Annotated in this window: 23 protein-coding genes; 15 read left to right on the top strand and 8 right to left on the bottom strand. The window is 73.6% G+C overall.

The features are described from left to right. Window positions 1-99: 99 nt before the first annotated feature. A complete protein-coding gene (locus FIP57_RS10230; RefSeq protein WP_148573407.1) occupies window positions 100-642 on the top strand; it encodes a type 1 glutamine amidotransferase domain-containing protein in 543 nt (180 codons plus the stop codon). A 90-nt stretch (window positions 643-732) separates the two neighbouring features. Here the strand turns inward: FIP57_RS10230 and FIP57_RS10225 are convergent, their stop codons facing one another. From FIP57_RS10225 to FIP57_RS10205, 5 genes are all read right to left on the bottom strand, one after another. After that, window positions 733-1,428 carry a DUF3618 domain-containing protein gene (locus FIP57_RS10225; protein ID WP_148573406.1) on the bottom strand — a complete coding sequence of 232 codons (696 nt, stop codon included), beginning with the start codon at window positions 1,426-1,428 and terminating at the stop codon, window positions 733-735. Continuing rightward, window positions 1,425-1,940, bottom strand: a complete 516-nt coding sequence (locus FIP57_RS10220; protein WP_148573405.1) for a phage holin family protein — start codon at window positions 1,938-1,940, stop codon at window positions 1,425-1,427. Before FIP57_RS10220 ends, FIP57_RS10225 begins: the two co-directional genes overlap by 4 nt. Then, complete coding sequence (locus tag FIP57_RS10215; RefSeq protein WP_148573404.1) at window positions 1,940-2,980, bottom strand: hypothetical protein; 1,041 nt, start codon at window positions 2,978-2,980, stop codon at window positions 1,940-1,942. The genes FIP57_RS10220 and FIP57_RS10215 overlap by 1 nt, the downstream gene beginning before the upstream one ends. Before the next feature lie 258 nt (window positions 2,981-3,238). Then, window positions 3,239-3,886: an SRPBCC family protein gene (locus FIP57_RS10210; RefSeq protein ID WP_162529751.1), complete on the bottom strand. Its 648-nt coding sequence runs from the start codon at window positions 3,884-3,886 to the stop codon at window positions 3,239-3,241. A 376-nt stretch (window positions 3,887-4,262) separates the two neighbouring features. Then, entirely contained in the window at window positions 4,263-6,398 is a 2,136-nt protein-coding gene (locus FIP57_RS10205; RefSeq protein WP_148573402.1) for an MMPL family transporter, read from the bottom strand. Window positions 6,399-6,568: 170 nt separating this feature from the next. Between FIP57_RS10205 and FIP57_RS10200 the strand changes: the two genes are divergently transcribed. From FIP57_RS10200 to FIP57_RS10160, 9 genes are all read left to right on the top strand, one after another. Beyond that, complete coding sequence (locus FIP57_RS10200) at window positions 6,569-7,855, top strand: MFS transporter (protein WP_238993389.1); 1,287 nt, start codon at window positions 6,569-6,571, stop codon at window positions 7,853-7,855. Between the two features lie 78 nt (window positions 7,856-7,933). Beyond that, the gene (locus FIP57_RS10195; protein WP_238993388.1) at window positions 7,934-8,407 is read left to right on the top strand and encodes an SRPBCC family protein; all 474 of its coding nucleotides are present in this window, start codon (window positions 7,934-7,936) and stop codon (window positions 8,405-8,407) included. Window positions 8,408-8,424: 17 nt separating this feature from the next. Next, window positions 8,425-8,904 carry a transporter substrate-binding domain-containing protein gene (locus tag FIP57_RS10190; RefSeq protein WP_148573400.1) on the top strand — a complete coding sequence of 160 codons (480 nt, stop codon included), beginning with the start codon at window positions 8,425-8,427 and terminating at the stop codon, window positions 8,902-8,904. Next, a complete protein-coding gene (locus FIP57_RS10185) occupies window positions 8,901-9,905 on the top strand; it encodes a cation diffusion facilitator family transporter (RefSeq protein ID WP_238993387.1) in 1,005 nt (334 codons plus the stop codon). Before FIP57_RS10190 ends, FIP57_RS10185 begins: the two co-directional genes overlap by 4 nt. A 52-nt stretch (window positions 9,906-9,957) precedes the next feature. Further along, window positions 9,958-10,434 carry an RNA polymerase sigma factor gene (locus FIP57_RS10180; RefSeq protein WP_162529750.1) on the top strand — a complete coding sequence of 159 codons (477 nt, stop codon included), beginning with the start codon at window positions 9,958-9,960 and terminating at the stop codon, window positions 10,432-10,434. Beyond that, window positions 10,431-11,060: a methylated-DNA--[protein]-cysteine S-methyltransferase gene (locus FIP57_RS10175; RefSeq protein ID WP_148573399.1), complete on the top strand. Its 630-nt coding sequence runs from the start codon at window positions 10,431-10,433 to the stop codon at window positions 11,058-11,060. Before FIP57_RS10180 ends, FIP57_RS10175 begins: the two co-directional genes overlap by 4 nt. A gap of 97 nt (window positions 11,061-11,157) precedes the next feature. Further along, window positions 11,158-11,739: a DnaJ family domain-containing protein gene (locus FIP57_RS10170; RefSeq protein ID WP_238993386.1), complete on the top strand. Its 582-nt coding sequence runs from the start codon at window positions 11,158-11,160 to the stop codon at window positions 11,737-11,739. Between the two features lie 71 nt (window positions 11,740-11,810). Then, complete coding sequence (locus FIP57_RS10165) at window positions 11,811-12,107, top strand: metal-sensitive transcriptional regulator (RefSeq protein WP_148573397.1); 297 nt, start codon at window positions 11,811-11,813, stop codon at window positions 12,105-12,107. 75 nt (window positions 12,108-12,182) lie between these two features. Next, window positions 12,183-14,321, top strand: a complete 2,139-nt coding sequence (locus FIP57_RS10160) for a SpoIIE family protein phosphatase (RefSeq protein ID WP_148573396.1) — start codon at window positions 12,183-12,185, stop codon at window positions 14,319-14,321. 3 nt (window positions 14,322-14,324) lie between these two features. On the opposite strand, the gene FIP57_RS10155 is transcribed toward FIP57_RS10160, so the two are convergent. Continuing rightward, window positions 14,325-14,690, bottom strand: a complete 366-nt coding sequence (locus tag FIP57_RS10155) for a MerR family transcriptional regulator (protein ID WP_148573395.1) — start codon at window positions 14,688-14,690, stop codon at window positions 14,325-14,327. A 132-nt stretch (window positions 14,691-14,822) separates the two neighbouring features. Between FIP57_RS10155 and FIP57_RS10150 the strand changes: the two genes are divergently transcribed. After that, window positions 14,823-15,248: an Hsp20/alpha crystallin family protein gene (locus FIP57_RS10150; protein ID WP_148573394.1), complete on the top strand. Its 426-nt coding sequence runs from the start codon at window positions 14,823-14,825 to the stop codon at window positions 15,246-15,248. 98 nt (window positions 15,249-15,346) lie between these two features. On the opposite strand, the gene FIP57_RS24315 is transcribed toward FIP57_RS10150, so the two are convergent. Continuing rightward, complete coding sequence (locus tag FIP57_RS24315) at window positions 15,347-16,954, bottom strand: trypsin-like peptidase domain-containing protein (RefSeq protein ID WP_148573393.1); 1,608 nt, start codon at window positions 16,952-16,954, stop codon at window positions 15,347-15,349. Window positions 16,955-17,176: 222 nt separating this feature from the next. Next, complete coding sequence (locus FIP57_RS10140) at window positions 17,177-18,151, bottom strand: glutathione S-transferase family protein (RefSeq protein ID WP_148573392.1); 975 nt, start codon at window positions 18,149-18,151, stop codon at window positions 17,177-17,179. 138 nt (window positions 18,152-18,289) lie between these two features. Between FIP57_RS10140 and FIP57_RS10135 the strand changes: the two genes are divergently transcribed. From FIP57_RS10135 to FIP57_RS10120, 4 genes are all read left to right on the top strand, one after another. Beyond that, window positions 18,290-20,134, top strand: a complete 1,845-nt coding sequence (locus tag FIP57_RS10135) for a penicillin-binding transpeptidase domain-containing protein (RefSeq protein ID WP_203231158.1) — start codon at window positions 18,290-18,292, stop codon at window positions 20,132-20,134. A 73-nt stretch (window positions 20,135-20,207) separates the two neighbouring features. Beyond that, on the top strand, window positions 20,208-21,794 hold the full coding sequence (locus FIP57_RS10130; RefSeq protein WP_203231157.1) for a long-chain-fatty-acid--CoA ligase: 1,587 nt from the start codon (window positions 20,208-20,210) through the stop codon (window positions 21,792-21,794). 45 nt (window positions 21,795-21,839) lie between these two features. Further along, window positions 21,840-23,540: an ABC transporter transmembrane domain-containing protein gene (locus tag FIP57_RS10125; protein WP_203231156.1), complete on the top strand. Its 1,701-nt coding sequence runs from the start codon at window positions 21,840-21,842 to the stop codon at window positions 23,538-23,540. After that, entirely contained in the window at window positions 23,537-25,312 is a 1,776-nt protein-coding gene (locus FIP57_RS10120) for an ABC transporter ATP-binding protein (protein WP_148573391.1), read from the top strand. Before FIP57_RS10125 ends, FIP57_RS10120 begins: the two co-directional genes overlap by 4 nt. The last annotated feature ends 11 nt before the right edge of the window (window positions 25,313-25,323 follow it).

The following is a 25,323-nucleotide window of genomic DNA, read 5'->3' as shown; positions in this document are numbered from 1 at the left end:
AACACCTGCACGGACCGTGATTCCGCCGCTCTGCACCGGGTAGGGGCAGGGGCATCCAGACCCCGCACCCCCAACCCGGACACCCAGGGAGGAACCCCCATGTCTGATCAGCTCGCCGGCAAGAGGATCGCGTTCCTCGTCGCCCCCGAGGGCGTCGAGCAGGTCGAGCTCACCGACCCGTGGGAGGCCGTGGAGCAGGCCGGCGGCACGCCGGTGCTCGTCTCGCTCGAGGCCGGCCGCATCCAGGCCTTCAACCACCTCGACAAGGGCGACACCTTCGAGGTCGACACCACCGCGTCGGACGCCGACCCCGAGACCTTCGCCGCACTCGTGCTCCCCGGCGGCGTCGCGAACCCGGACAACCTGCGGATGGACGAGGACGCCGTCGCCCTGGTGCGGTCGTTCTTCGACGCCGGCAAGCCGGTGGCCGCGATCTGCCACGCGCCGTGGACGCTCATCGAGGCCGACGTCGTCAGGGGCCGTCGGCTCACGTCGTGGCCCAGCCTCCAGACCGACCTCCGCAACGCCGGCGCCGAGTGGGTCGACGAGGAGGTGGTCGTGGACGACAACCTGGTCACCAGCCGCAAGCCCGACGACCTGCCCGCGTTCACCTCCGAGATGGTGGAGCTGTTCGCCGACTGACCACGAATAACCGGCAGCACGACAAGAAAGGGCCCCCGCCGTTCGGCGGGGGCCCTTCTTCGTGGGTGCGGTACGACGACCAGCGTCAGGTCAGAGCGAGGTGCTCGGCGACTGCTGGTGCTGCTGGACGCTCTCCTTGGAGTCCTGGGCGCTGCCCTTGACGTCCTCGACCGCCGACTGGCCCTCGGCCCGGACGGTCTCGGCGGCCTCCTGGGCCGTGCCCTTGACCTGCTCGGCGGCCTGCTGCGCGGGCTCCTTGAGGTTCTGCGCGGCCTCCTGGGCGGCCTCCTTGGCCACCTCCTGCGCCTGGCTCGCCAGCGGAGCGGCCTGCTCCTGGAGCCGTACGGCGGCCTGCCGCTCCTTGGCGCTCGAGGGCAGCAGGGACCCGACGAGCCACCCCGCCCCGAGGGCGACCAGCCCGGCGGCCAGCGGTGAGCCCTGGGCCTGCGAGCGGGCCGTCCGACCGGCGCCCGAGACCGAGCTCGTGACCGATCCGGCGGCGCCGGAGACGCTGCCGGAGACCGAGCCCCCGGCACTCGACGCCTTGTCGCCGACCGTCGAGGCGGCACTCTCTGCGGTGCCCATGATCTTGTCCTTCACTCCCACGGCTGCTCCCTTCGCCTTGTCGGCCTGGCGGCGCGCGATGTTGCCCGGCGTCACCGCCTCACCGAGCGCGTTGACGTTCTGGCTGAGGTTGGCCCGGGTGCGCTCGATCTCGGCGCGCAGCGCCTCGGGGTCCTCGCTGGGGGTGATCTGTCCCGGCTGCCCGGGGTCGGTGCTGGTCATCGGTGGTCCTCGTTTCCCTTGAGTGCGTCGGGCACGCGCTTGGCGGTCTCGGTGGTGCGGGGAGCGCCCTCCACCTGCTTGAGCTGCTTGCGGCCGAGAACGGCCAGGACGGCGGCGACGACGCCCCAGAGGACGGCGACGATGAGCGCCGACCAGCCGAGGTCGTCGAGCAGGTAGCTGAGCATCATCCACAGCGCGATGGACAGGAAGAGCAGCGTCAGGTGCGCGGCGTAGCCTGCGCCGCCGAGCATCCCGGCGCCCTTGCCTGCCTTCGTCGCGGACTGCTTCAGCTCCACCTTCGCCAGCGCGACCTCCTGGCGCATCAGCGTCGAGAGGTCGTTGGAGATGTCGGAGACCAGCGCGCCGATCGAGCCGACTTCCCCCTTGGCGTAGGTCTCGTGCGCCCCGTGGAGCGGCTCCGGGTCGGGGATGGCGTCGCCGACCGACTCGTACCTCCCGCCCGCGGGCGCGCCGCCTGCGGCGGACGCACCGGTGTCGTACGGGCCGGTCATCAGCGGGTGCCTTCCTCGGGACGGTTGCCCTGGGCGCCGGTGCCGCGGGCACCGAACTCGCTGGGCATCTGGTCGCCGCCCACGCCCACGTTGGGGGCGAACTCGGCGGTGGCGTCGCCGCGGTCGCCCTCGGCGGTCGGCGGGATCGCGTAGCCGGGCGTGCCGGTGGGCTCGTCCGGAAGGTCGCCCCCTGCCCCGACGGGCGGCGGCGGGGACGCGGCGCCGGGACCGGTCTGCAGGTAGCCGGTGCCACCCACGGGACCCGACGCGGTGCCGCCCATGGTGCCGCCCATGGTGCCGCCCATGGTCCCGCCCAGCCCGGTGCCGCCGACGCCGGTGCCGGGGGTGCCCAGGCCGGTCGTGCCGGTCGTACCGGTGGTGCCGGTGGTGCCGGTGGTGCCGGTGGTGCCGGAGGAGCGCTCCTCGGCCTCGGCGTACTCCTTGACCTCGTCGGCGAAGCCGCGGGTGAGCCGGCCGCCGAGGAAGCCGACGGCAGCGGCGCCGAGGAGGAACGCGCCCGGGCGCTGCCGCGCGAAGCGGCGCACCTCCTGCAGCACGTCGCCCGCCTCGTGGTTCTCCAGCCAGTCCGCGGCGGTGCGGATCCGGTCGGACGCCTCCTGGGCGATCCCGGCGACCGGGCCGCCCGACTGCGAGCCGTTGCCCTCGAGCATCCCCGAGAGCTCGTCGGCCAGCGAGCGGAGCCCACCGGCCGCGCGCTCCTTCTGGGCCGAGCCCTGGTTGGTCAGCTCGCTGCGCGCCTGCTCGAGGAGCTGGCGGGCCTGGGTGCTCGCCTCGCCGGCGACCTGCCCGGCCTGCTCCTTCGCGGTCTGCGCGGTCGCCTTGCCCTTCTCGGCGGCGTCCTGCGCGACCCCGCGGGCCTCCTCCTTGGCGACGTCGCGGGTGCGGTCGTCCCCGGAGCCGGTCGACCCGGCCGAACCGGTCAGCCCGGTGGTGCCGCTCGTGCCAGTGGTGCCGGTGGTGCCGGTAGTGGTGCCGGTGGTGGGGCCGGTGGATCCGGACCCTACCGGCGGGGTCCCCATCGATTCGGTCATTCCTCTGCCCTTCGCTGTGGGTGCACGGGCAAGAGCGGAGCGGCCCGCCGGGGCTTGCGCCCGGGCTCGCCGCGTCCCTCTCAACCCTCCGTGGTGCCCACAGTGCCCAGCGCGGCCAGACGAAAACCCCCGGTGAGGATCGGGCTCCGCGTGGGTAGATGACCCCCGGAGCCCGGTCGCAGAGAGACCACGTGCGTGGTCAGATGAGCAGCCGGACGGGCCGTCCACGGCCCGTTCGGAGGACCGTCAGTCGGTGGCGCCGCGCTGCACGGGGAAGAGCCGGCGGTAGTGGTCGGCCTGGCCGAGGAAGTACTCGTCGTAGTCGTGGCCGCGCACCTCGCGGTCCTCGAGGAACGCCACCAGCCGGTCGAGGTAGAACTCGCACCCGGCGGCCACCCAGGGGGCGATCGCGGCGTTGACGATCGTCTGCTCGACGCGCAGCAACGTGGCCGTGCCGTCGGGGATCAGGTCGACCTCGAGCCGCCACGAGCGCTCGGCACCCGGGTCGCGGAGCGAGAGGCCGGCGCTCCGGCCGGGCTCCACGTGGTCGAGCCGGTAGGTCATCGGGAGCAGGTCATCACCCTCGAAGGTGAAGAGGAAGTCGCCGTTGCCGTCGTCGATGACCCGCGAGGTCCCGACCCACTGCGCCCGGGCGTCCGCGGACGCGAGGGCCTCCCAGACGGTGGCGGCGGAACGGTCGATCCGGCGGGTGTAGACCACCCAGTCCTGGTCGTCGTGGCGCGCCCGGTGCCCGGTCGGCACCGGCCGACGGGTCACGGTCCCGCCGCGGGACCCCGGCGCAGCTCCTGGCGCCTGGCGCTGGCGGAGGATGGAGCCGGTCCCGGCCCCCCGATCGGTGCGCAGCTGCGCCTGGCTCTCTGTCGTTCCCTGCACGTCCCACCCCTTCGCCGTACGGGCCACCCCGACCCTCGGCTGCTCACAGCAAACCACCCCTGGTCCGCCCCGCCAATGGTCCGTTCGTCCAGTTTCAGGACGTGAGACCCGCAGCAGCCGGACTAGGGCCAAGTCTGGCATCTGGGACCAACATCGCGAAACACCCCGGTCCCCGGCGATTTCCGTCGTGCGTTCGGAGCCCGCACTAGCCCCGGCGGGCCATGGCCGCGTAACCCGGCCGCGGTTGCGGAGTTGAGAGGTCGTCGGCGCGGCGCAGCCGTCACCGGTCGAGCCGTACCCACGAGCGCCGCGGCCCGTCCCGGAGGGCGGGCCGCGGCTCCGGTCGGCCGCTGGTCAGCCGAGGGTCAGCCGCGGGTCAGGAGGTCAGCGCCTCCTCCCGGCGCTCCTCGGAGGCAGCGGCGTGGCGCGGGAGCGTCCGCGGCCACCAGAACCGGTCCCCGAGCTTCACCGCGACCGCGGGCACCAGCACGGTGCGCACCAGCAGCGTGTCGAGCAGGACGCCGATGCAGATCACCACGCCGAGCTGGGCGAGGACGACGAGCGGGAGCACGCCGAGCACCGCGAACACCGCGGCGAGCAGGATGCCGGCGCTGGTGATCACGCCGCCGGTCGCGGTCAGCGCGCGGAGCATCCCCTCCTCGGTGCCGTGCTCGCGCGCCTCCTCGGCGGCCCGCGTGACCAGGAAGATGTTGTAGTCCACGCCGAGCGCGACCAGGAACAGGAAGGCCAGCAGCGGCACCCCGCTGTCCAGGTCCTCGAACCCCAGTGGCCCGGTGAAGACCCACCAGGAGGCGCCGAGCGCCGCGAAGTAGGTGCCGACCACCGTCGCCACCAGGATCAGCGGCGCCACCAGCGACCGGAGCAGCAGGACCAGCGCCACGACGACCAGCAGCAGGACGACCGGGATGATCAGCGTCCGGTCGCGGCCGGTGGCGTCGTTCTCGTCGATCGACTCCGCCTCGGTGCCGCCGACGTAGGTGCGCTCCAGCTCCGCGGTGGCGTCCCGCATCGCCTCGATCGTGGTCCGCACCGCCTCGCTGCCCGGGGTGCCGGCGACCACCACGTCGATGCGGGTGAGCCCGTCGGTGCTGTCGGTAGGGGTGACCCGCTCGACGCCGTCGACGCCCTCGAGCGCCGCGACGACCTCGCCCGGGTCGCTGCTGGTGATCACCGTCGTCGGGTCGGCGGTGCCGGCGGGGAACGACTCCGCGAGCCGTTCCGCGGCGCTGATCGCCTCCGGCTCGTCGAGGAACTGGTCGGCCTGCGACAGCCCGGTGCTGACCTGGGTCAGCCCGGCCGCGAGCAGGGCGACCAGGAGCACGGTCCCGGTCGCGAGCAGGCCGGGCCGGCGCCGGACCTGGTTGCCGACCCGGCGCCAGAGCGAGCCCGACTCGACGAGTGTCGGATCGCCGACCCGCGGCACCTTCGGCCAGAAGACCCAGCGACCGAAGAGCACCAGCACGAAGGGGAGCACGCAGAGGGCGGCGAAGGCGGCGACCAGGATCCCCACCGCGCACGCCAGTCCGAGCCCCCGCGTGGTCGGGATCAGGGAGAGCATCAGCGTCAGCAGCCCGACGAACACGGTCGTCGCGCTGGCCACCACCGACTCCGCCGTACGACGCAGAGCGTGGCGCATCGCGGCGTACCGGTCCTCCTCGACCTTCAGCTCGTCGCGGTAGCGGCTGATCAGCAGCAGGGCGTAGTCGGTGCCGGCACCGAACACCAGCACCGAGAGGATGCCGACCGTCGACTCGTCCCAGGCGACCTCGAACGCCTTGAGCACGTGGGTGGCCACCGACGCGGCGGCCCGGTCCGCGACGCCGACCACGAAGAGCGGGACCAGCCAGAGCACCGGGCTGCGGTAGGTCACGATCAGCAGCACCGCCACGACGCTCGCTGTCGCGGCGAGCAGCCGGAAGTTCGCTCCGTCGAAGACCGCCGCCAGGTCGGTCTGAACGGCGGCGGGTCCGGTCAGCTGCGCGGTGATCCCGTCCGGCACCGCCTCGTCGAGCCGGTCGCGGAGCTCCCCGACGCCGTCGGCGACCTCGGAGGCGCCGGTGCCGGGCACGGTGAGCACCCCGATCAGCGCGGTGCCGTCCTCGCTCGGGACCAGCTGCCCGGTGGGCCCCTGACCCTGACGCTGCTGGCCCTCCCGGCCCTGCTGCTGGCCCCGCTGCTGGCCCTGCTGCTGGTTCTGGCCCGGGGCGGCGACCTCCTGGAACAGCTGCTGCAGCTCGCCGAGCACGTCGCGCGGGATCTGCTCGTCGGAGGTGAACAGCGCGATCGCCGTCGAGGCGTCCTCGCTCGCGAACCGCTCCTGCAGCTCGACCACCTCGGTGCTGTCGAGCCCGCGGGGGAGCTGGTCGGTCGGCGAGGCGTCCCGCTCGGCCTCCCCGAGCACACCGATCGCGACGCCGCCGAGCAGCAGCCCGACCAGGGCGACGACCCAGGCCCTCCGGCGGCGGAGCAGGGCGTCGAGGACCGTGGACAAGGTTCCCTCCCGGGACGTCGTGCGCGGTGGGGGCGGGCGCGCGCAGGCAACCGGTTCCAGCCTGCCCAATCCCTGGTTCGCTGCACGCGGAGGGCCGGATGGTCGTGGTCACGTGTCCAGCGGAGCGAGCCGGGGCGAGGTCACCACGATGGGTCACGGATACTTCCGCGGTGAGCTGGCGGGACCGGGTGCGGGCACTGCGGATGGACGTCACCCCGTGGCGCAGCTCCCGCGACTTCCGGCTGCTGCTGGTCGCGGGCACGGTGTTCTACCTCGGCGGGATGATCAGCTACGTCGCCGTCCCGTTCCAGCTCTACGACCTGACCGGGTCGAACGTCGCGGTCGGCGCGGTCGGGCTGGTGCAGCTGGTCCCGCTCGTCGTCGGCGGGTTGTACGGCGGCGCGCTCGCCGACCACGTCGACCGCCGCCGGCTCCTCGTCCTCACCGGGGTCGCCCAGGTGGTGATCACCGCACTGCTGGCGGCCAACGCGTTCCGGAGCTCCCCGGACGTGTGGGCGATCTACGTGCTGGCGTTCCTGCACGCGGCGGCGTCGAGCCTCCAGCGCCCCTCCCGGGAAGCGCTGCTCCCTCGCACGGTGGCCCACGACGAGCTGGTGGCGGCGAACGCGCTCGGCGGCCTTGGGATGCAGATCGGGATCCTGCTCGGGCCGACGATCGGTGGGTTGCTGCTGGCGAGCGTCGGGGCCGGCTGGTGCTACGCCGTCGACGTGGTCGGGCTGGTCGTCGCCACCGGGCTCTACGCCGCGATGGCGTCGTACCCGCACCGCGAGGAGACCACCCCGCCGAGCCTCCGCGGCATCGTGGAGGGCGTCGGCTACGCCGTGCGGCGGCGCGACCTGCTCGGCACCTACCTCGTCGACATGGCCGCGATGCTGCTGGCGATCCCCGTCGTGCTCTTCCCCGCGCTCGCCGAGGAGGTGTTCAGCCGCCCCGAGCTGCTCGGCCTGCTCTACACCGCGGAGACCGTCGGCGCGATGGTCGCGACCGCCACGAGCGGCTGGGCGGGACGGGTGCACCACCACGGCCGGGCCATCGTGATCGGCGCCGCGACGTACGGCGGCTTCGTCGCGCTGGCCGGGCTGGCCCCCTCGTTCGGGCTCTGCCTGGCGATGCTGGCCTGCGCGGGCGCCGCCGACATGGTCTCCGGGATCTTCCGCGCGACGGTGTGGAACCAGACGATCCCCGAGTCGATGCGCGGCCGGCTCGCCGGGATCGAGATGCTGTCGTACTCCCTCGGGCCGCTCGGCGGCCAGGTCCGTGCCGGGTTCGCCGCGGACCTCTGGTCGGTCCGCGGCGCGATCACCAGCGGCGGCGTCGCCTGCGTGATGGGCGTGGCGGCGACCGCGGTCGCGCTGCGCACCTTCTGGTCGTACGACGCGCGCACCGACCCGCACGCCCGGGCGGAGCGGGCCCGACGGAGCTCGGCCGACCGGTGATGTCGCCGACGTCACGCTGACCCGGGCCGCTGGTCCGGGGAGGATCGGGGCACCCGTCCGCCGTACCAGGAGGAACCCGTGCCGCTGCTCGACGTCGCCCCTCTCGAAGCCACCCTCGAGATCGACGCGCCCCCGGCGCGGGTCTGGGAGCTGGTCTCCGACCTCCGCAACATGGCGCGGTGGAGCCCCCAGACCGCGAGGACGTTCGTCCGCGGCGGCGGTCCGGTCCGGGAGGGCACCCGCACCGTGAACATCAACCGGCGCGGGTTCCTCGTCTGGCCGACCCAGGCCAAGGTGGTGCGGTTCGTCCCCGAGCGGGAGATCGCCTGGCGGGTGAAGGAGAACACCGTCGTCTGGAGCTACACCCTCGAGCCCACGGCGACCGGCACCGGGACCCGGCTGACCGCCCGCCGGGAGGCGCCGCAGGGGATCTCGGACGTGTCGGTGCGGCTGACGAAGGCCGCGTTCGGCGGCGTCGAGTCGTTCTCCGCCGAGCTGGCCCGGGACATGCACCGCACGCTAGAGCGGATCAAGGCCGACGCCGAGGGGTGACGCGCCAGGATGGGACTGTGCGCCTCCTCGCCCGGCTGGCGGCCGTCCTGCTGATCCTGCTCGTCGGCGGCTGCGCGCTCTCCGTCCCGAGCGACCCCGACGGCACGCTGGACCGCGTGCGCGACGACGGGGTGCTGCGGGCCGGTGCCTCCGTGAGCCCGGGCTGGGTCGACGTCTCGGCCGACGGCCGGCGACCGGTCGGCCGGGAGCCCGACCTGGTCATGCGGTTCGCCGAGAGCCTCGGGGCGGAGGTCGAGTGGACCCTCGGCGGCGAGGAGCACCTCGTGGGGCTTCTCGAGAAGGGCGACCTCGACCTGGTGGTCGGCGGGCTGACCGACCAGAACGCGTGGGTCGACAAGGCGGCGCTCACCCGTCCGTTCGCCGAGGAACGCGTGGCCGGCACCACCGAGAAGCACGTGATGATGGTGCCGATGGGCGAGAACGCCTGGCAGTCGGAGCTCGAGCGGTGGCTCGACGAGAACGCCGGTGGCCGGTGAGCCGGCGCCCGGAGCCGCGGTTCGGCACCACCGGTCTGCCCCAGGAGCAGCAGCGCGCCCTGCGTCGGGCGACCCGGCTCGAGGTCGTCACGCTGCTCTACATGCTCACCTGCGTGGCCGCGGTCTTCGCGGTCATGGGCAGCTCACAGGCGATGAAGGCGGCCTGGATCGAGGACATGCTCGCGCTGATCCCGCCGCTCGCCTTCCTGGTCGCCGTCCGCCGTGCCCGCAAGGCGCCGACCGTGGACCACCCCTACGGCTACCACCGGACCGTCGCCATCGGTCACCTCACGGCCGCGGTGGCGCTGCTGGCGATGGGGCTGTTCCTCGTCGAGGACTCCGCCACCGGGCTGGTCCGGCAGGAGCACCCGCCGATCGGCACCGTGCAGCTGTTCGGCACCACGCTCTGGAGCGGCTGGCTGATGATCGCGGTGATGGTCTACACCGGCATCGGGCCGTTCATCCTGGGCCGGCTCAAGCTGCCGCTGTCGGAGACGCTCCACGACAAGGTGCTGTACGCCGACGCCGACATGCAGAAGGCCGACTGGCGCACCGCTCTCGGCACCATCGTCGGGGTGCTCGGGATCGGGATCGGGTGGTGGTGGGCCGACTCGGCGGCGGCCCTGTTCATCGCGGCCTCGATCCTGCGTGACGGGTGGAGCAACCTGCGCTACGCGTCGGGCGCGCTGATGGACCAGCGCGCCCGCACGTACGACGACGCCGCGCCGCACCCGCTCACCCACCGGGTCGACGAGGCGCTCACCGCGTTGCCCTGGGTGACCGCCTCCCGGTCCCGGGTGCGGGACCAGGGCCACGTGTTCCACGTGGAGGCGTTCGTGCAGGTCGACCCGGACGAGCCCGTCATCCTCGAGCGGCTGGAGGAGGCCGTCGCGCTGCTCGACGCGCTGGACTGGAAGCTCCACGACATCGTCGTGATGCCGGTCCGGGCGCTCCCCGACGCCGTACCGGCACCGACCGACCCGGAGGGCGAGAAGGCGTGAGAACGTCGGACCACCGACCTCACGGAACCCTCCCCGGGAGCGACTACTCCCCGTGCAGCCCTTCGAGAAGCTCGTCACCGACCACGGAGCCATGGTGCTCCGGGTCTGCCGCGCGACGGTGGGGCCTGTCGACGCCGAGGACGCCTGGTCGGAGACCTTCCTGGCCGCGCTCCAGGCGTACCCGTCCCTGCCCGCCGACGCCGACGTGGTCGCCTGGCTGGTGACGATCGCGCACCGGCGGTCGGTGGACCTGCTGCGCCGTCGGGGCCGGGCCCCGATCCCCGTCGACCCGCCCCCGTCCCCCGCCGGGACGGACCGGGACCGGGCGGCCGAGCTCGCGCTCTACGACGCGCTGCGCGGGCTGACCGAGCGGCAGCGACTCTGCGTCGCCTACCACCACCTCGCCGGGCTCCCCTACCGCGAGGTCGCCGCCCTGGTCGGCGGCACCGAGGCGGCTGCACGGCGGGCCGCGGCGGACGGGATCCGGGCGCTGCGGCGGGTGCTGGCCGAGGAAGGAGTCGGAGCATGAACGACCACGAGACGGTGACCGCTGACCTGCGGCTGCCCGACGGCGCCGCCGGGCTCCTCGACGGGGACCCCGCGCTGCTCGAGCGGCTCCACGCCGGGCTGGTGCGGGAGGCTGCCGGCCGCCACCTCCTCGACGTCGCGTACACCACCGTGAGCACCCCGGTCGGGAGGCTGCTGGTCGCCGGGACGGAGCTCGGGCTGGTCCGGGTCGCCTACGAGGCCGAGGGGCACGACCGGGTGCTGGAGCTCCTCGCCGACCGGGTCGGTCCCCGGGTGCTGCGGGGCTCGGAGCCGGTCGCGGACGCGGTCGCCCAGCTCGAGGCGTACTTCGACGGCGACCGGCGCGGCTTCGACCTCCGGCTGGACCTCCGGCTCGCCTCGGGGTTCCGGCGGGCCGTCGTCGAGCAGCTGCGCGCGATCGGGTTCGGGGAGACCCGCAGCTACGCCGAAGTCGCGCGGGCGACCGGCAGCCCCGGCGCGGTGCGGGCGGTCGGCACCGCGTGCGCCCGCAACCCGCTGCCGGTCGTGGTGCCCTGCCACCGGGTGGTGCGGTCGGACGGCACGCCCGGCGAGTACGTCGGGGGGCCGGCCGCCAAGGCGACCCTGCTCGCCCTCGAGCGGGGCTGATCGGGCGGTCCCCGGCCCATCCCTGGGCGACCCCGGTCGTCCGGTGACCGGGATCGCCCGGTGATCCCCTCAGTACGCTCGGGAGCGGGTGATCTGTGTGGACGACGAGACCGAGCGGGAGCAGCGGCCGGAGGAGCGCCGGGCGGCGGCTGCTGCCCGGATCGCGCAGCAGCAGACCTGGGTCGACCTCCAGCTGCGCAAGGCCCGCGAGCGCGGCGACTTCGACGACCTGCCCGGCTACGGGAAGCCGATCACCGGGCTCGGGGACGAGCACGACCCGGACTGGTGGGTGAAGCAGCTCCTCGAGCGGGAGCAGGTCACCGGAGTGGCTCCGCCGTCGGTGCAGCTGCGTCGGGAGGACGCCGATCTGGACGAGCGGCTGGACCGGCTCGGCTCCGAGGCCGACGTCCGCCGCGAGGTCACGGAGTTCAACGCCCGGGTGCGGTGGGCGTTGTACCGCCCGCCCGAGGGGCCGCCCGTCGTCACCCCGCAGCGCGACCCGGACACCGAGGTCGAGCGGTGGCGCGACCGGCGGGCCGCCCGGGTCGCCGCCCGCCGCGAGGCCGCTGCCGCGCGGGCCGCCGAGGAACGCCCACGCCGGGGACGAGACCGTGGACGAGAACGGGGGCGGGCGCGGTGGCGGGACCGGCTGGGTGGCCGGCGTACCGACCGGGGTTGAGGTGAGCGCTCCGCCGACGCGGCCGCCCGCAGAACCAGTGGCAGTACACCCCCTGGGGGTATCATCCCGGCATGACGGACACCGCGCCGCACGGCTACCTCGCCTCGAAGGACGACTACCTCAAGCGGCTGCGCCGGATCGAGGGGCAGGCGCGCGGGCTGCAGCGGATGGTCGAGGAGGAGGCGTACTGCATCGACATCCTCACCCAGGTCTCCGCGATGACGAAGGCGCTGCAGTCGGTCGCGCTCGGGCTCCTCGACGAGCACATCGAGCACTGCGTCGCCGACGCGGTGCGCACCGGCGGCCCCGACGCCGAGGCCAGGCTCAAGGAGGCGAGCGACGCGATCGCCCGCCTGGTCCGCTCCTGACGCCCGGCGCACCCGAGGCTGACGTGGACACCCCGCTTGGGGTTCGATGGGCCTCCTGACCCGGAAGGGGGCCACGTGAGCGGCGTGCCCGAACCACTGACCGGCCAGTCGCACGACCTGCTCAGGCCGTGGCTGTCCGCGTTGTCGCGCGCCGTGGTGCTCCTCGACGACGGGGGCTGCATCCTCGTCGCGAACGCCGCGGCCGACGAGCTCCTCGGGGTCCGGCTCTCGGAGCGCGCCGGTGAGCCGTTCACCGCGCTGGCGATGGACGAGCGCGACCGGGGCGGTTTCGAGGAGGTGCTCCGGCTCACCGCCGCCACCGGCAGCTGGTCCGGCGAGCTCCGGGTGACGGGCGCGGCCGGCCCCCGGCCGGTCCAGGCGCGCATCGCCAGGGCGCACGTGGGCGACCGCCCCGCCGGCGTGGTGGTGGACCTCGAACGGACCCAGCCGGGCGCGGAGCGCGCCGTGGTCGTCTCCGGGCGGCTCACCCGGCTCGTCGCCGTCGCCGCGGAGCTCCAGCGCGTCGGCGACATCGAGGGGCTCGCCAACGTCGTCGTCTCGCACATCGCCGACGCGGCCGGCGCCACCGCCGCCTCGCTGTCCACCCGGTCCGGCGACCACCTCGAGATGGTGGGGCTGCGCGGCGCCAGCCAGGCCGCCGCGACGCAGTACGCCCGGTTCCCGATCGACGGGGACACCCCCGCGGGCGTCGCGGCCCTGTCCCGCGAGCCGCTCCTCATCGCCGGCCGCGCGGAGCTCGACCGCCGCTTCCCCGCGCTGCCGTACTCCGCCCCGGGCGAGCGTTCCCTGCTCTGCCTGCCGCTCGTGGTGAACCAGGAGGTCGCGGGGGTCGCGACGCTCTCCTTCCCCAGCCGCGTCGAGATCGACGACGCCGAGCTCGCCGTCTACCGGGCGATGGCCGACACCTGCGCGCAGGCTCTCGAGCGGATCCGGGCGCGCGAGACCGTCGACGCCCAGACCGCGATGCTGCGATTCCTGGCCGAGGCGAGCAGCGAGCTCGCCAGCAGCCTCGACTACGAGTCGACGCTCCGCAACGTCGCCTGGCTCGCCGTGCCCGCCCTCGCCGACTGGTGCGCGATCCACCTCGAGCAGGACGGCTTCCTCCGCCCGATCGCCGTCGCCCACGTCGACCCGGAGAAGGTCGCGCTCGCGATGGAGTACGAGCGGCGCTACCCGACCGACCCGGACGCCCAGACCGGCGCCTACCAGGTGCTCCGCACCGGGGAGTCCCTGCTCCTCCCCGAGATCACCGACGAGATGATCGACGCGGGCGCGCGGTCGGCCGAGCACGCCGCGACGGTCCGGCGGCTCAACCTGCGCAGCGCGATGACCGTCGCCCTCCGGGCCCGCGGCCGCTCCTTCGGGACGATCACCTGGGTCAACGGCGACAGTGCGCGCCGGTTCAGCGAGGCCGACCTGATCTTCGGCGAGGACATCGCGCGGCGCGCCGCGATCGCGATCGACAACGCGCTGCTCCACAGCGAGCTGAAGGAGGTCGCCGACCGGCTCCAGGAGGCGGTGCTGCCGGCGGCGCTCCCGGAGGTCCCGGGGTGGGAGCTGGGGGCGGCGTACGCCGTGGCCGGGCGGGTGTCGGTCGGCGGCGACTTCTACGACGCGATCAAGCTCCAGGACGGCCGGTTCGCGCTGATCATCGGCGACGTGATGGGGCGCGGCGTCGAGGCGGCGTCGGCGATGGCCCAGGTCCGCTCGGCGGTGCGCGCGTTCGTGGCGGTCGACCCCGACCCGCAGGTCGTCCTCAACCGGCTCGACCTGCTCTACGAGCGGTTCCCGAGCGAGCAGCTGGTCACCCTGCTCTACGCCCTGGTGGACCCGCGGCTCGACCAGGTGGTGCTGACCTGCGCGGGCCACCCGCCGCCGCTGCTCCTCGACGAGGCGGGGAACGCCGAGTTCATCGACACCGTGCGCGGCACGATCCTCGGCGTGGGGCGGGTCGAGCGCCGGCGCACGGTCGTGCCGTTCCTCCCGGGGCAGACCCTGCTGATGTTCACCGACGGGCTGCTCGAGCGGCGCGGCGAGGACCTGCAGGACAGCAAGGACCGGCTGGCCGAGACCTGCCGCCGGCTGCGGCCGCGGCCGACCCACGACGAGCTCGAGCAGCTCGCCGCGGTGATGCGCGACCCGACCCGGGACGACGACGTCGCGGTGCTCGGCGCGCGGCGGCTGCCGCGCTGAGGCTCAGCGCTCGTCCCTGGAGCCGCCCCTCGCCGCCCCCCTCCCGAGGCGGGCGCGGAGCTCCTCGATCTCCTGGCGCAGCCGTTGTGTCTCGGCCTCCAGCTCGAGCACGTAGCCGATCCCGCGAAGGTTGAGCCCCTCGTCGAGCAGCCCGCTGATCCGCGCGATGCGGTGCAGGTCGTGCTCGCTGTAGCGCCGGGTCCCGCCCTCGGTGCGGGTCGGCTCGATCAGCCCTTTCGCCTCGTAGGCACGCAGGTTGGGCGGGGCCACCCCGGTCAGCTCCGCGGTCACCGAGATGCCGTAGAGGCCGCGCCGGTCGAGCCCGTGCGGAGCGGGACCGGGCGACGAACCGTCGAACGGACGTGGCACGCCACACCTCCTCAGCCGCAGATATGCAGGAGCCACTGTACTTGACGCGCGTCGAGCAGAGTATAAAATCTCTATTGACCGATAGAGATCGGACCTCCATCCGGGTCCGCAAGCCAACGAGGAGGCGAGACCATGCTGATGCGCACCGACCCCTTCCGCGACCTCGACCGGCTCACCGAGAGCGTCTTCGGCTCGATGGCGCGACCCACCACGCTGCCCATGGACGCGTTCCGTGACAACCAGGCGTTCGTGATCGAGATGGAGGTCCCGGGCGTCGACCCCGACTCCATCGACCTCACCGTCGAGAAGAACGTGCTCACGGTCCACGCCGAGCGCCGTCCGCGCTTCGACGACGACAAGGTCGAGCGGATCGTGGCCGAGCGGAGCTACGGCGCCTTCAGCCGCCAGCTGTTCCTGGGCGAGAGCCTGGACGTGGACGCGCTGACCGCCGACTACGACGCCGGCGTCCTGACGATCCGGATCCCGGTCGCGGAGCAGGCCAAGCCACGGAAGATCGCGATCGGGAGCTCCAGCGGTCGCCGCGAGATCAGCAGCTGACCCCGGGTCAGGGGCGGCGACCGACGACAGAACGGCACGTGGCCGGGACTCCAGGTCCCGGCCACGTGCCGTCTGCTTGGTGCTGTGGTGGTGCTGTGTCAGAGCGCGGTGCCGCAGTGCTTGCAGAACCGCTGGTTCGGCTCGCCCTTGGTGCCACAGTTGGAGCAGAACAGCGTCGTGTCCTGCACCACCGGCGAGGTGACCGTCTGCGTCGGCGCCTCGTCCTCGGGCCGCACGACCGCCTCGGGGGCGGCCGCCGCCTGCGGCGCCGGCGGCGGGGCGACGAACCCGGTCGGAGCGGCCGGGGTCGACGGCACCGGAGGCGCGACCGGTGCGGGCGGCACGTTGCCCGAGGGCAGCGGCGTGGGAGCCGGAGCCGGCGGGCCCTGGACGTACGGAGCAGTCGGCGCGGGGCCACCGGCCGGCGGGACCGGCGCGTACTGGCCGGCCGGGGCCGGGGAGCCGCCCTTCTTGCGACGGCTCATCGCGAGCAGCACGCCACCGAGGAGCAGCGCGAGGACCACGACACCGCCGACGATGCCGAGGATCAGCCCCATGTTGCCGCCCTCGTCGTCACCGCTGCCCTCGTCGACCGGGTCCGGGAGGTCCTTGGCCTTGGCGAGGTACTCGGAGGCGAGCTCGAAGGTCGGCTGGCTGTCGACGACCGCCTCGAGCTTCTCGACGGCCTCGGTCTTGTCGCCGTCGAAGAACGCGTCGAGCCCGTCGCGGTAGTTCTGCGTGTCCTCGCTGAGCGTGTTGTCCGCGCCGGTGTCGGCCATCAGCTCCCGCACGGTGTCGACCGGGCGGATGAAGTTGAACTGCTGGGTCTCGACCGCGCTGTTCACCTTGAAGCTGTTGAAGCCGACGACCTCACCCTCGAGGTTCACGGTGGGGCCACCGCTCATGCCGCCGGAGACCGCCGCGGAGACCTCGTAGACCTTGAGCAGCCCGTTGGAGACCGTCTTCTCCGAGGAGATCGCGCCCTCCTTGTAGGACGGGGAGAAGGTCTGGTCGGTCACCAGGTCGACGGACGCGGGGTAGCCCAGTGCGACGATCTCCGAGCCGACTCCCAGGTCCTCGTCGGACAGGGGCAGCGCGTTGAGGTTGTCGGCCTCGACCTTGAGGATCGCGCCGTCGCCCTGGCCGAAGGGCTGCATCTTCACGACCCGGGCAGGAAGCGCCTTGCCGGTCTGCACGCCGCCGGCGGAGACGCCCCAGGCAGCGGTGACCGTGCGGTCAGGGCCGTTGCGCTCCTGGGAGTTGCGTACCTGGTAGTTGTTCAGCTCCGGGAGCTCCTCGGCGGTCCAGAAGCCGTCGTAGAAGTTGTTCTCGATCGCCCACTCGGCAGCGGCCTGGAAGAAGGTCGCCTCGACCTCCTTCGGGTCCACGCAGTGGCCCGCGGTGGCGATGTAGCCGTCCGGGTTCACGACGTAGCCCGTGCACTGCATGCTGAACGTGAACGGGTTGCCGTTGTTGAGGTACTGCTTGTTGTAGCGGTCGAAGACGTAGCCGCTCCACTCGATGCCGATGTAGGCCACGCTCGGCTCGACGTAAGCGCTGACGCGCTGCAAGGGCTTGATCTCGTCCGGGTCGCTCGCGGTCGTGCCCGCGTCGGACGGGTTCGCCGTCTCCTCGGCAGAGGCGGCGACCGGAGCGAGCAGCATCGCTGCACTCGCGAGCGCGGCGACGGTCAGTCGCTTTCTCATGTTGACTCCTGGTGCGTGGTGCGCGGTCGGTCACGCCCCAGGACTTGGGGCGCCGTCGCACACTGTGGCGGACGCAGGGGTCACGTCGGCAGGGACTTTGGGCGGTCAGAACCGCTTTTCGCAGGCGTACCACCCGAAAGGGCTAATGACAGGCGCAACGGACTTCCCCCGCCAGCCGGGTCGTAGTGCCCGGAACGGGCGGGACTTCCCTGGCGGGACGGATCAGCCGCGGTCGTGCGGTGTCGCCCAGACCGTGGGGTCCGGCCCCTTCGGGACGATCCGGGACGGATTGATGTCCTGGTGGACGACGTAGTAGTGCGCCTTGATCTGGCCGAAGTCGACGGTCTCGCCGAACCCGGGAGTCTGGAAGAGGTCGCGAGCGTAGCCCCACAGCGCCGGCATCTCCGTCAACCGGTTGCGGTTGCACTTGAAGTGGCCGTGGTAGACGGCGTCGAAGCGGACGAGCGTGGTGAAGAGCCGGACGTCGGCCTCGGTGATCTCGTCACCCATGAGGTAACGCCGGCCGGCGAGCCGGTCCTCCAGCCAGTCCATGGTCGCCCAGAGCCGGTCGTAGGCGTCGTCGTACGCCTGCTGGGAGCCGGCGAAGCCGCAGCGGTAGACGCCGTTGTTGACCTCGGTGAAGATCCGCTGCATCACGTCCTCCATCTCCTCGCGGCGATCGGCCGGCCAGAGGTCGGGGGCGTCCGGGCGGTGGTGCTCGCGCCACTCGAAGAAGAGGTCGTGGGTGATCCACGGGAAGTCGTTGGTGACGACCTGCTTCGTCTCGACGTCGACGAGCGCCGGGACGGTGATCCCGCGCGGGTAGTCCGGGAAGCGGTTGAAGTAGGCCTCCTGGAGCCGGTGGATCCCGAGCACCGGGTCACGGCCGTCCTCGTCGAGGTCGAAGGTCCACGAGCGGGCGTCGTGCACCGGGGCGGCGAGCCCGAGCGAGATGACGTGCTCGAGGCCGAGGAGGTTGCGGACGATGATCGACCGGTTCGCCCACGGGCAGGCCTTGGCGGCCACCAGCCGGTAGCGGCCGGGCTCCACCGGCCAGGTCGGGACGTCGAGCTCCTCGCCGCCGAACGGGTCGCGCGACCGTCCGGGCTCGGCGGTCACCCGGTCGGGGATGTAGCTCATGTCGCGGTCGAAGGCCTCGCCCTCGGTGACGTAGCGGGCGCTCGTGTCCGTGGTCATGCGGAAGGTCTACCCGGTGAGGGCGGACGGTAGTCGCGCCGGGGGCGGCTGCGGAGGGCTGCCGGGTGCTGCGGAGGGCTGCCGGGTGCTGCGGAGGGCTGTCGGGGGGCTGTCGGCGGCCGGTGGCATGCTGCCAGCATGCGGATGCTCCTCCCGGCCCTCGTCACGCTCAGCCTCGCCCTGACTTCTTGTACGTCGGACGACAACGGCGCCGAAGACGCGGCGGACGAGCTGGCGCAGGCACTGACCGCCGGCGAGCTCCCCGCCGCACTGTTCGGCGGCGAGGCGCCGCAGGCGGCCTTCGACGGCGTCGTCGAGGGGCTGGGCGACCGGTCTCCCGAGGTCGCGGTCGCCGGCGTGACCGAGGAGGAGGGCTCCGGCGAGGCGGAGCTCGAGTGGAGCTGGGAGATCGACGGGACCACCTGGTCCTACACCTCCACCGCCCAGCTCACCGAGGGCGACGACCGGTGGGAGGTCGTCTGGGCGCCGTCGCTGGTGGAGCCGTCGCTGGAGGAGGGCGAGCGGCTGTCGCTCTCCACCGTCTCCGCCGCGCGTGGCGACATCCTGGGCGCGAAGGGGTTCCCGCTGGTGACCGAGCGGCCGGTGGTCCGCTACGGGATCGACAAGACGAAGGTCGCCCCGCGGCTGGCGGCGGACAGCGCCGCACGGGTCGCCCGCGTGCTGGGCGTCGAGGTGAAGCCCTACGTCGAGGCGGTGCGCGCGGCCGGCGACAAGGCGTTCGTCGAGGCGATCGTGCTGCGCCCCGACGACGCACGGGAGGTCGACGCGGCGTACTCCCGGATCCGCGGGGCGGTGGCGATCGAGGACGAGATGCCGCTCGGGCTGACCCGGGACTTCGCGGCGCCGATCCTCGGCCGGGTCGGACCGGTCACCGCCGAGCTCGTCGAGGAGTCCGAGGGGCGGCTCCAGGCCGGCGACGTGGCCGGGCTCTCCGGGCTCCAGCTCCGCTACGACGAGGAGCTCGCCGGCACCACCGGCATCGAGGTCGCCGCCGTGGACGAGGAGGGCGAGCGGCGCCCGCTCTTCAACGACGGCCCGGTCGACGGGACGCCGCTGCGGACCACGCTCGACCACCGGCTGCAGCTGAAGGCCGAGCGGGTGCTCGGCGGGGAGCGCGAGGTGGCGGCGCTCGTCGCCCTGCGCCCCTCCGACGGCGCGATCCTGGTGGCCGCCAACGGGCCGGCCAACGAGGGGCTCAACGCGGCCACCTACGGGCAGTACGCGCCCGGCTCGACGTTCAAGCTGGTCAGCTCCCTGGCCCTGCTGCGCAGCGGGCTGACGCCGCAGAGCCCCGTCGACTGCCCGGCCTCGACGGTGGTCGACGGCAAACGGTTCGAGAACTACGACGACTACCCGCCGTCGATGCTGGGACGGATCACGCTCCGGCAGGCCGTGGCGCACTCGTGCAACACCGCCTTCATCGAGGCCCGGGACCGGCTCGACGAAGGGACGCTCGCGGCCGCGGCGGAGGCCCTCGGGCTCGGCGAGGACTTCGACCTCGGGTTCCCGGCGTACTTCGGGCAGGTGCCGGCCCCCGAGAGCGAGACGGAGGCGGCCGCCGACCTCATCGGGCAGGGGCGGGTGCTCGCCTCGCCGCTGACGATGGCCGCCGTGGCCGGGTCGGTCGCGGCGGGACGCACCGTCGTCCCCCACCTGTTGGAGGAGACGGCCCCCGGGGCGGAGCCGGACGTGCCGCTCACCGGGGCTGAGGCGCGGGCGCTTCGCGGGCTGATGCGGGCCGTCGTGACCGAGGGCTCCGGCTCGTTCCTCGCGGGGCTGCCGGGCGAGATCGGCGCGAAGACCGGGACGGCCGAGCACGGCGAGGCCGGCCCCGGCGGCTCGCTGCCGACCCACGCCTGGATGGTCGCCACCCGCGGCGACCTCGCGGTCGCGGTCTTCGTGGAGAACGGCACGTCCGGGTCGAGCACGGCGGGTCCGTTGCTGGAGGCGTTCCTGCGCTGAGCCGCCGCGCCTGCGCCGGGCGCTCGGCCGGAACCGTTGCCGCCGGACGTGGCCTGTGTCACAGTCCGGACCCATGACCTTCCTGACGCGTCTCCCCTCCGAGCCCCGCACCCTCGACGAGCCCCTCGCCCACTGGGCCGCGGTGGACCCCGACGGGGAGGCCGTGCTGTACGGCCAGCGGCGGTGGACGTGGTCGGAGTGGAACGACCGGGTCCGGCGCGCGGCCGGCGGGCTCCGGGCGCTGGGCGTCGGTCGGGGCGACGTCGTCGCGTTCCTCGACAAGAACCACCCGGCCTGTGTGGAGATCACCCTGGCGGCGGGGTCGATCGGTGCCGCGCACGCGATCGTCAACTGGCGCTCGGCCGGTGACGAGGTCGACTACGCCGTCAACGACTGCGGCGCGAAGGTGCTCTTCGTCGGCGTCGAGCTGCTGCCGACGATCGACGCGATCCGCGACAAGCTGACGACCGTCGAGAAGATCATCACCGTCACCCCGGACGGCGCCGAGGTGGACGAGTACGAAGCCTGGCTGGCCGGCTCGACGGCGCTCGACCGGCCGGAGGAGACCTCGGCCGACGACGTCTGCCTGGTCATGTACTCCTCAGGGACGACGGGCCGCCCCAAGGGCGTCATGCTCACCCACCGGAGCATGATCCGGCACACCGACAACGCCCACGAGGGCTGGGGGTTCGACGAGGGCGACAAGTCGCTCGTCGCCATGCCGCTCTTCCACGTCGGCGGCTCGTCGTACATCCTCTTCTCGATCTTCGACGGCATCCCCAGCGTGATGACCCGCGACCCCGACGGCGCCTCGCTCGCGTGGGCGATCATGAACGGCGCCAACCGCACCTTCCTCGTCCCGGCGGTGCTCGCCCAGGTGCTGCAGAGCGGCCCGGACGCGATCAAGCTGTTCGGCGCGCTCAAGACCTACACCTACGGCGCCGCGCCGATGCCGACCCCGCTGCTCCGCGCGGCGATGGAGGCCTGGCCGAACACGCAGTTCATGCAGGTCTACGGGTTGACCGAGGTCTGCGGCGTCATCACCCACCTGCTGCCCGAGGCCCACACCGACGCCGAGCACCCCGAGCGGCTCCTGTCCGCCGGGACGGTGATCCCCGAGGCGGAGATGCGCGTCGTCGACGTCGCGACCGGCAAGGACGTCGAGCCCGGGCAGCCGGGCGAGCTGTGGTTCCGTACGCCGCAGCTGATGAAGGGGTACCTCGGCAAGCCCGAGGAGACCGCGAAGGTGATCACCGAGGACGGCTGGTTCCGCACCGGCGACATCGGTCGCGTCGACGAGGGCGGCTACGTCTACGTCGAGGACCGGCTGAAGGACATGATCATCTCGGGCGGCGAGAACATCTACTCGCCCGAGGTCGAGCGGGTCCTCGCCGAGCACCCGGCGGTCCTCGAGGTCGCCGTCATCGGGGTCCCGGACGACCGGTGGGGCGAGGTGGTCAAGGCGATCGTCGGGCTGAAGCCGGAGGCCACGGCGACCGGCGAGGAGCTCGTCGCGTTCTGCGAGGAGCGGCTCGCGAAGTTCAAGTGCCCGCGGTCGATCGAGATCGTCGACGCCCTTCCGCGCAACCCGACCGGCAAGATCCTGAAGAAGGACCTGCGGGCGAAGGAGTGGCAGGGCCGCGAACGCACGCTCGTCTGAGCCCGGCCTCCGGGGCGGCTGCCGCACCGCCGTACCCTGCTCCGGGTGCCTGCCAGCGTGACCCCGCCCCCACCGCGCACGCCGTGGGGGCTCCTGGTCCGCGGGCTGCGCCGGAACAGGGCGCCGATGGCCGGCTCCCTGCTGCTCCTCACCTGCTGGCAGCTCTGCGAGACGCTCGTGCCGGTCTTCATCGGGCTGGTCATCGACCGGGCGGTGGCCACCTCCGCGCTCGACCTCCTGCTGTGGTGGGGGCTCGGGCTGGCGGCGCTCTTCACGGTGCTCTCGTTCTCCTACCGGTTCGGCGCCCGGCTCGGCTACGGAGTCGTGCAACGGGAGATGCACCGGCTCCGGATGGAGATCGCCGCGCACTCGCTGCATCCCCGCGGCGCACGGTCGGGGCTGCTGCCCGGCGAGACGCTGTCGCTGGCGACCTCGGACACCACCAACGTCGGCTTCGCGCTGCGCTCCCTCGGCTACACCGCGTCCGCCGTCGGCTCGCTCGCGCTCAGTGCGTGGGTGCTGCTCCGGATCGACGTCGTGCTCGGGCTCGTGGTCCTGCTCGGCGCCCCGCTCGTCCTCGTGCTGATCCAGGTGCTCACCCCGGTCGTCGCGCTGCGGACCCGGCACCACCAGGCGAGCGCGGCGCTCGCCACCGGCATCGCCACCGACCTGGTCCGCGGGCTCCGCGTGCTCAAGGGGATCGGCGCCGAGGACGTCGCCGCGGAGCGGTACCGCGGCCACAGCCGGCACGCCCGGCTCGCCGGGATCCGGAGCGCGGAGTCGTTCGGCGGGATGCTCGGACTGACCTCGACGACCGGCGGGCTCTTTCTCGCCCTCGTCGCGCTGCTGGCCGGGCGGCTGGCCGTCGAGGGGGAGATCACGATCGGCGAGCTGGTGGTGGTCGTCGGGTTGACGCAGTACCTCGCCGAGCCGCTCGAGGTGCTCGGCTCGATCAGCGCCCAGGTGGCCCAGGCCCACGCCTCCGCCCGCCGGATCGTCGAGCACCTCGCGACCCCGCCGCTGGTCGCCGCCGGTCCCACCGACCCGGCCGGTCCCGCGACGGTCGAGCTCGACGGGCTCCGCGGCGAGCACCTGCCGCCGCTCACCCTCCGGTCGGCCCCAGGCGAGCTGCTCGGCCTCGCGGTCGAGGACCCGGCCGCGGCGGGCGAGCTGGTCCGGCTGCTCGCCGAGGGGTCGTCAGCGGTGCGGCTGGCGGGCTCGCCGCTCGACGACCTCTCGACGACCGCCCGCCACCGGCTGCTCGTCGTCGCCCCGCACCAGGTGGACCTCTTCGAGGGGACGCTCCGCAGCAACGTCGACCCCCTCGACGCGCTCGGACCCGACCGGCTCGTGGAGCTCCTCGACGCCTCCGCCGCCGCGGACGTGGTCGCCCTGGTGCCCGACGGGCTCGAGCAGCACGTGACCCCGGACGGCGCGGCGTACTCCGGCGGCCAGCGGCAGCGCATCGCCCTCGCCCGTGCGCTCGCCGCGGACGCACCGGTCCTGGTGCTCCACGACCCGACGACCGCCGTCGACTCGGTCACCGAGCAGCGGATCGCCTCCGGGATCCGCGCGGCGCGGCACGCGCCGGGCTCCGACCGTACGACGTGGGTGCTGACCTCCGCGCCGGCGCTGCTGGCACAGGCAGACCGGGTGGTGCTGGTCCGCGCCGACGGGACCGTCGTCGAGGGGAGCCACCACGAGCTGGCGGCCGACCCGGTCTACCGGGAGCTGGTGCTGCGATGAGCGCCGACCGGCTCGCCACCGCCGCCCCCGAGAGCGATCGCGACCTGCTGCCGATCGCGTCCCGGCGCGAGACCACCCTTGCGGCCTGGCGGCTCTCCCGGCGCCACGGCGGCCCCCTGCTCGGCGCCGTCGTGTCGTTCGTGGTCGTCGGGCTGTGCGCGTTGGTGCCGCCGTGGATGCTCGGCCGGATCGTCGACACGGTCGGTGCCGGCGGCACCTCGGTGACCAGGGAGGCGGTGGCGATCGCGGTCGCCGCCGTGCTCGGCGGGATCTTCACCGTGCTGTCGGTCGCGTTCGTCGCCCGCGCCGGCGAGCCGGCCCTCGCGGAGCTGCGCGAGGAGGTGCTCGACAAGGCTCTCCACCTCGACTCGGCGCGGCTGGAGGCAGCCGGCACCGGCGACGTGCTGTCCCGGGTCGGCGACGACGCACGGACGGTGGCCGAGGCGCTCGGCGAGATCGTGCCGATGCTCGTGAACTCGGTGGTCCTGGTGGTGTTCACCGCCGGCGGGCTGTTCGCCCTCGACTGGCGGCTCGGGCTGGCCGGGCTGGTCGCGGCGCCGTTCTACGTGCTCGGGCTCCGGTGGTACCTCCCGCGCTCCGGCCCCTACTACGCCCGCGAACGCGTCGCCCAGGGCGAGCGGGCCGAGGCGCTGGTCGGCGGGCTGCGCGGCGCGGCGACGCTGCGCGCGTTCGGCCACCAGGACCGGCAGCTGGCCGTCATCGAGCAGCGCTCGGCCCGGGCGCGGGACCTGACCGTCGACGTCTTCCACCTGCTCACCCGGTTCTTCGGCCGCTCCAACCGGGCGGAGCTGATCGGGCTGGCCTCCGTGCTCGGCACCGGTTTCTGGCTGGTCCGCTCGGACGCCGCGACCGTCGGCGCGGTGACCGCGGCGGCGCTCTACTTCCACCGGCTGTTCAACCCGATCAACGCGCTGCTCTTCATCTTCGACTCGTTGCAGTCGACGGGCGCCTCGCTGGCCAGGCTGGTCGGGGTGACGCTGCTGCCGGACCGGCCGGTCCCTGGTGCGCCGTCGGGGCTCGACCGCCCGGGGCCGCTCGGACTGTCGGGGGTGGGCCACGAGTACGTTCCGGGGCGGCCGGTCCTCGAGCCGACCACGCTGACCTTGCTCCCGGGCGAGCGGGTCGCGCTGGTCGGCGCCACCGGCGCCGGCAAGACCACCCTCGGCGCGATCGCCGCCGGCGTCCTCACTCCGACGAGGGGCTCCGTGACGCTCGCCGGCCACCCGTTCGCCTCGCTCGGGACCCGCGCCGTCCGGTCGCGCATCGTGCTGGTCAGCCAGGACTTCCACGTCTTCGCCGGCACCGTCCGCGACGCCGTCACGCTGGCGGCTCCGGACGCGACGGACGCCGAGGTGGAGGACGCCTTGCGCACCGTGCTCGCCTCCGGGTGGGTGCGCACGCTGCCGGACGGGCTCGACACGCGGATCGGCGACGGCGGCCACACCCTCACCCCGGCACAGGCCCAGCAGCTCGCCCTCGCCCGGGTGGTGCTGGCGGACCCGTGGTTCGTGGTGCTCGACGAGGCCACGGCCGAGGCCGGCTCGGCCGGCGCGCGGGACCTCGAGCGCGCCGCATCGGCGGTGACGGCCGGCCGCGGCGCTCTGGTGGTCGCCCACCGGCTCAGCCAGGCCGAGACCGCCGACCGGATCCTGGTGATGCGCGAGGGACGCGTCATCGAGGAGGGCAGCCACGACGAGCTGCTCGCCCTCGGCGGTCGCTACGCCGAGCTGTGGAGCGCATGGGCGGGCTGAGACCCGGGCGT

The sequence above is a fragment of the Nocardioides caldifontis genome (assembly GCF_008087345.1).
GTDB classification, from domain to species: Bacteria; Actinomycetota; Actinomycetes; order Propionibacteriales; family Nocardioidaceae; genus Marmoricola_A; species Marmoricola_A caldifontis.
Note: the sequence above shows the minus strand (reverse complement) of the source record. Positions and strands in the feature narration are given on the sequence as shown.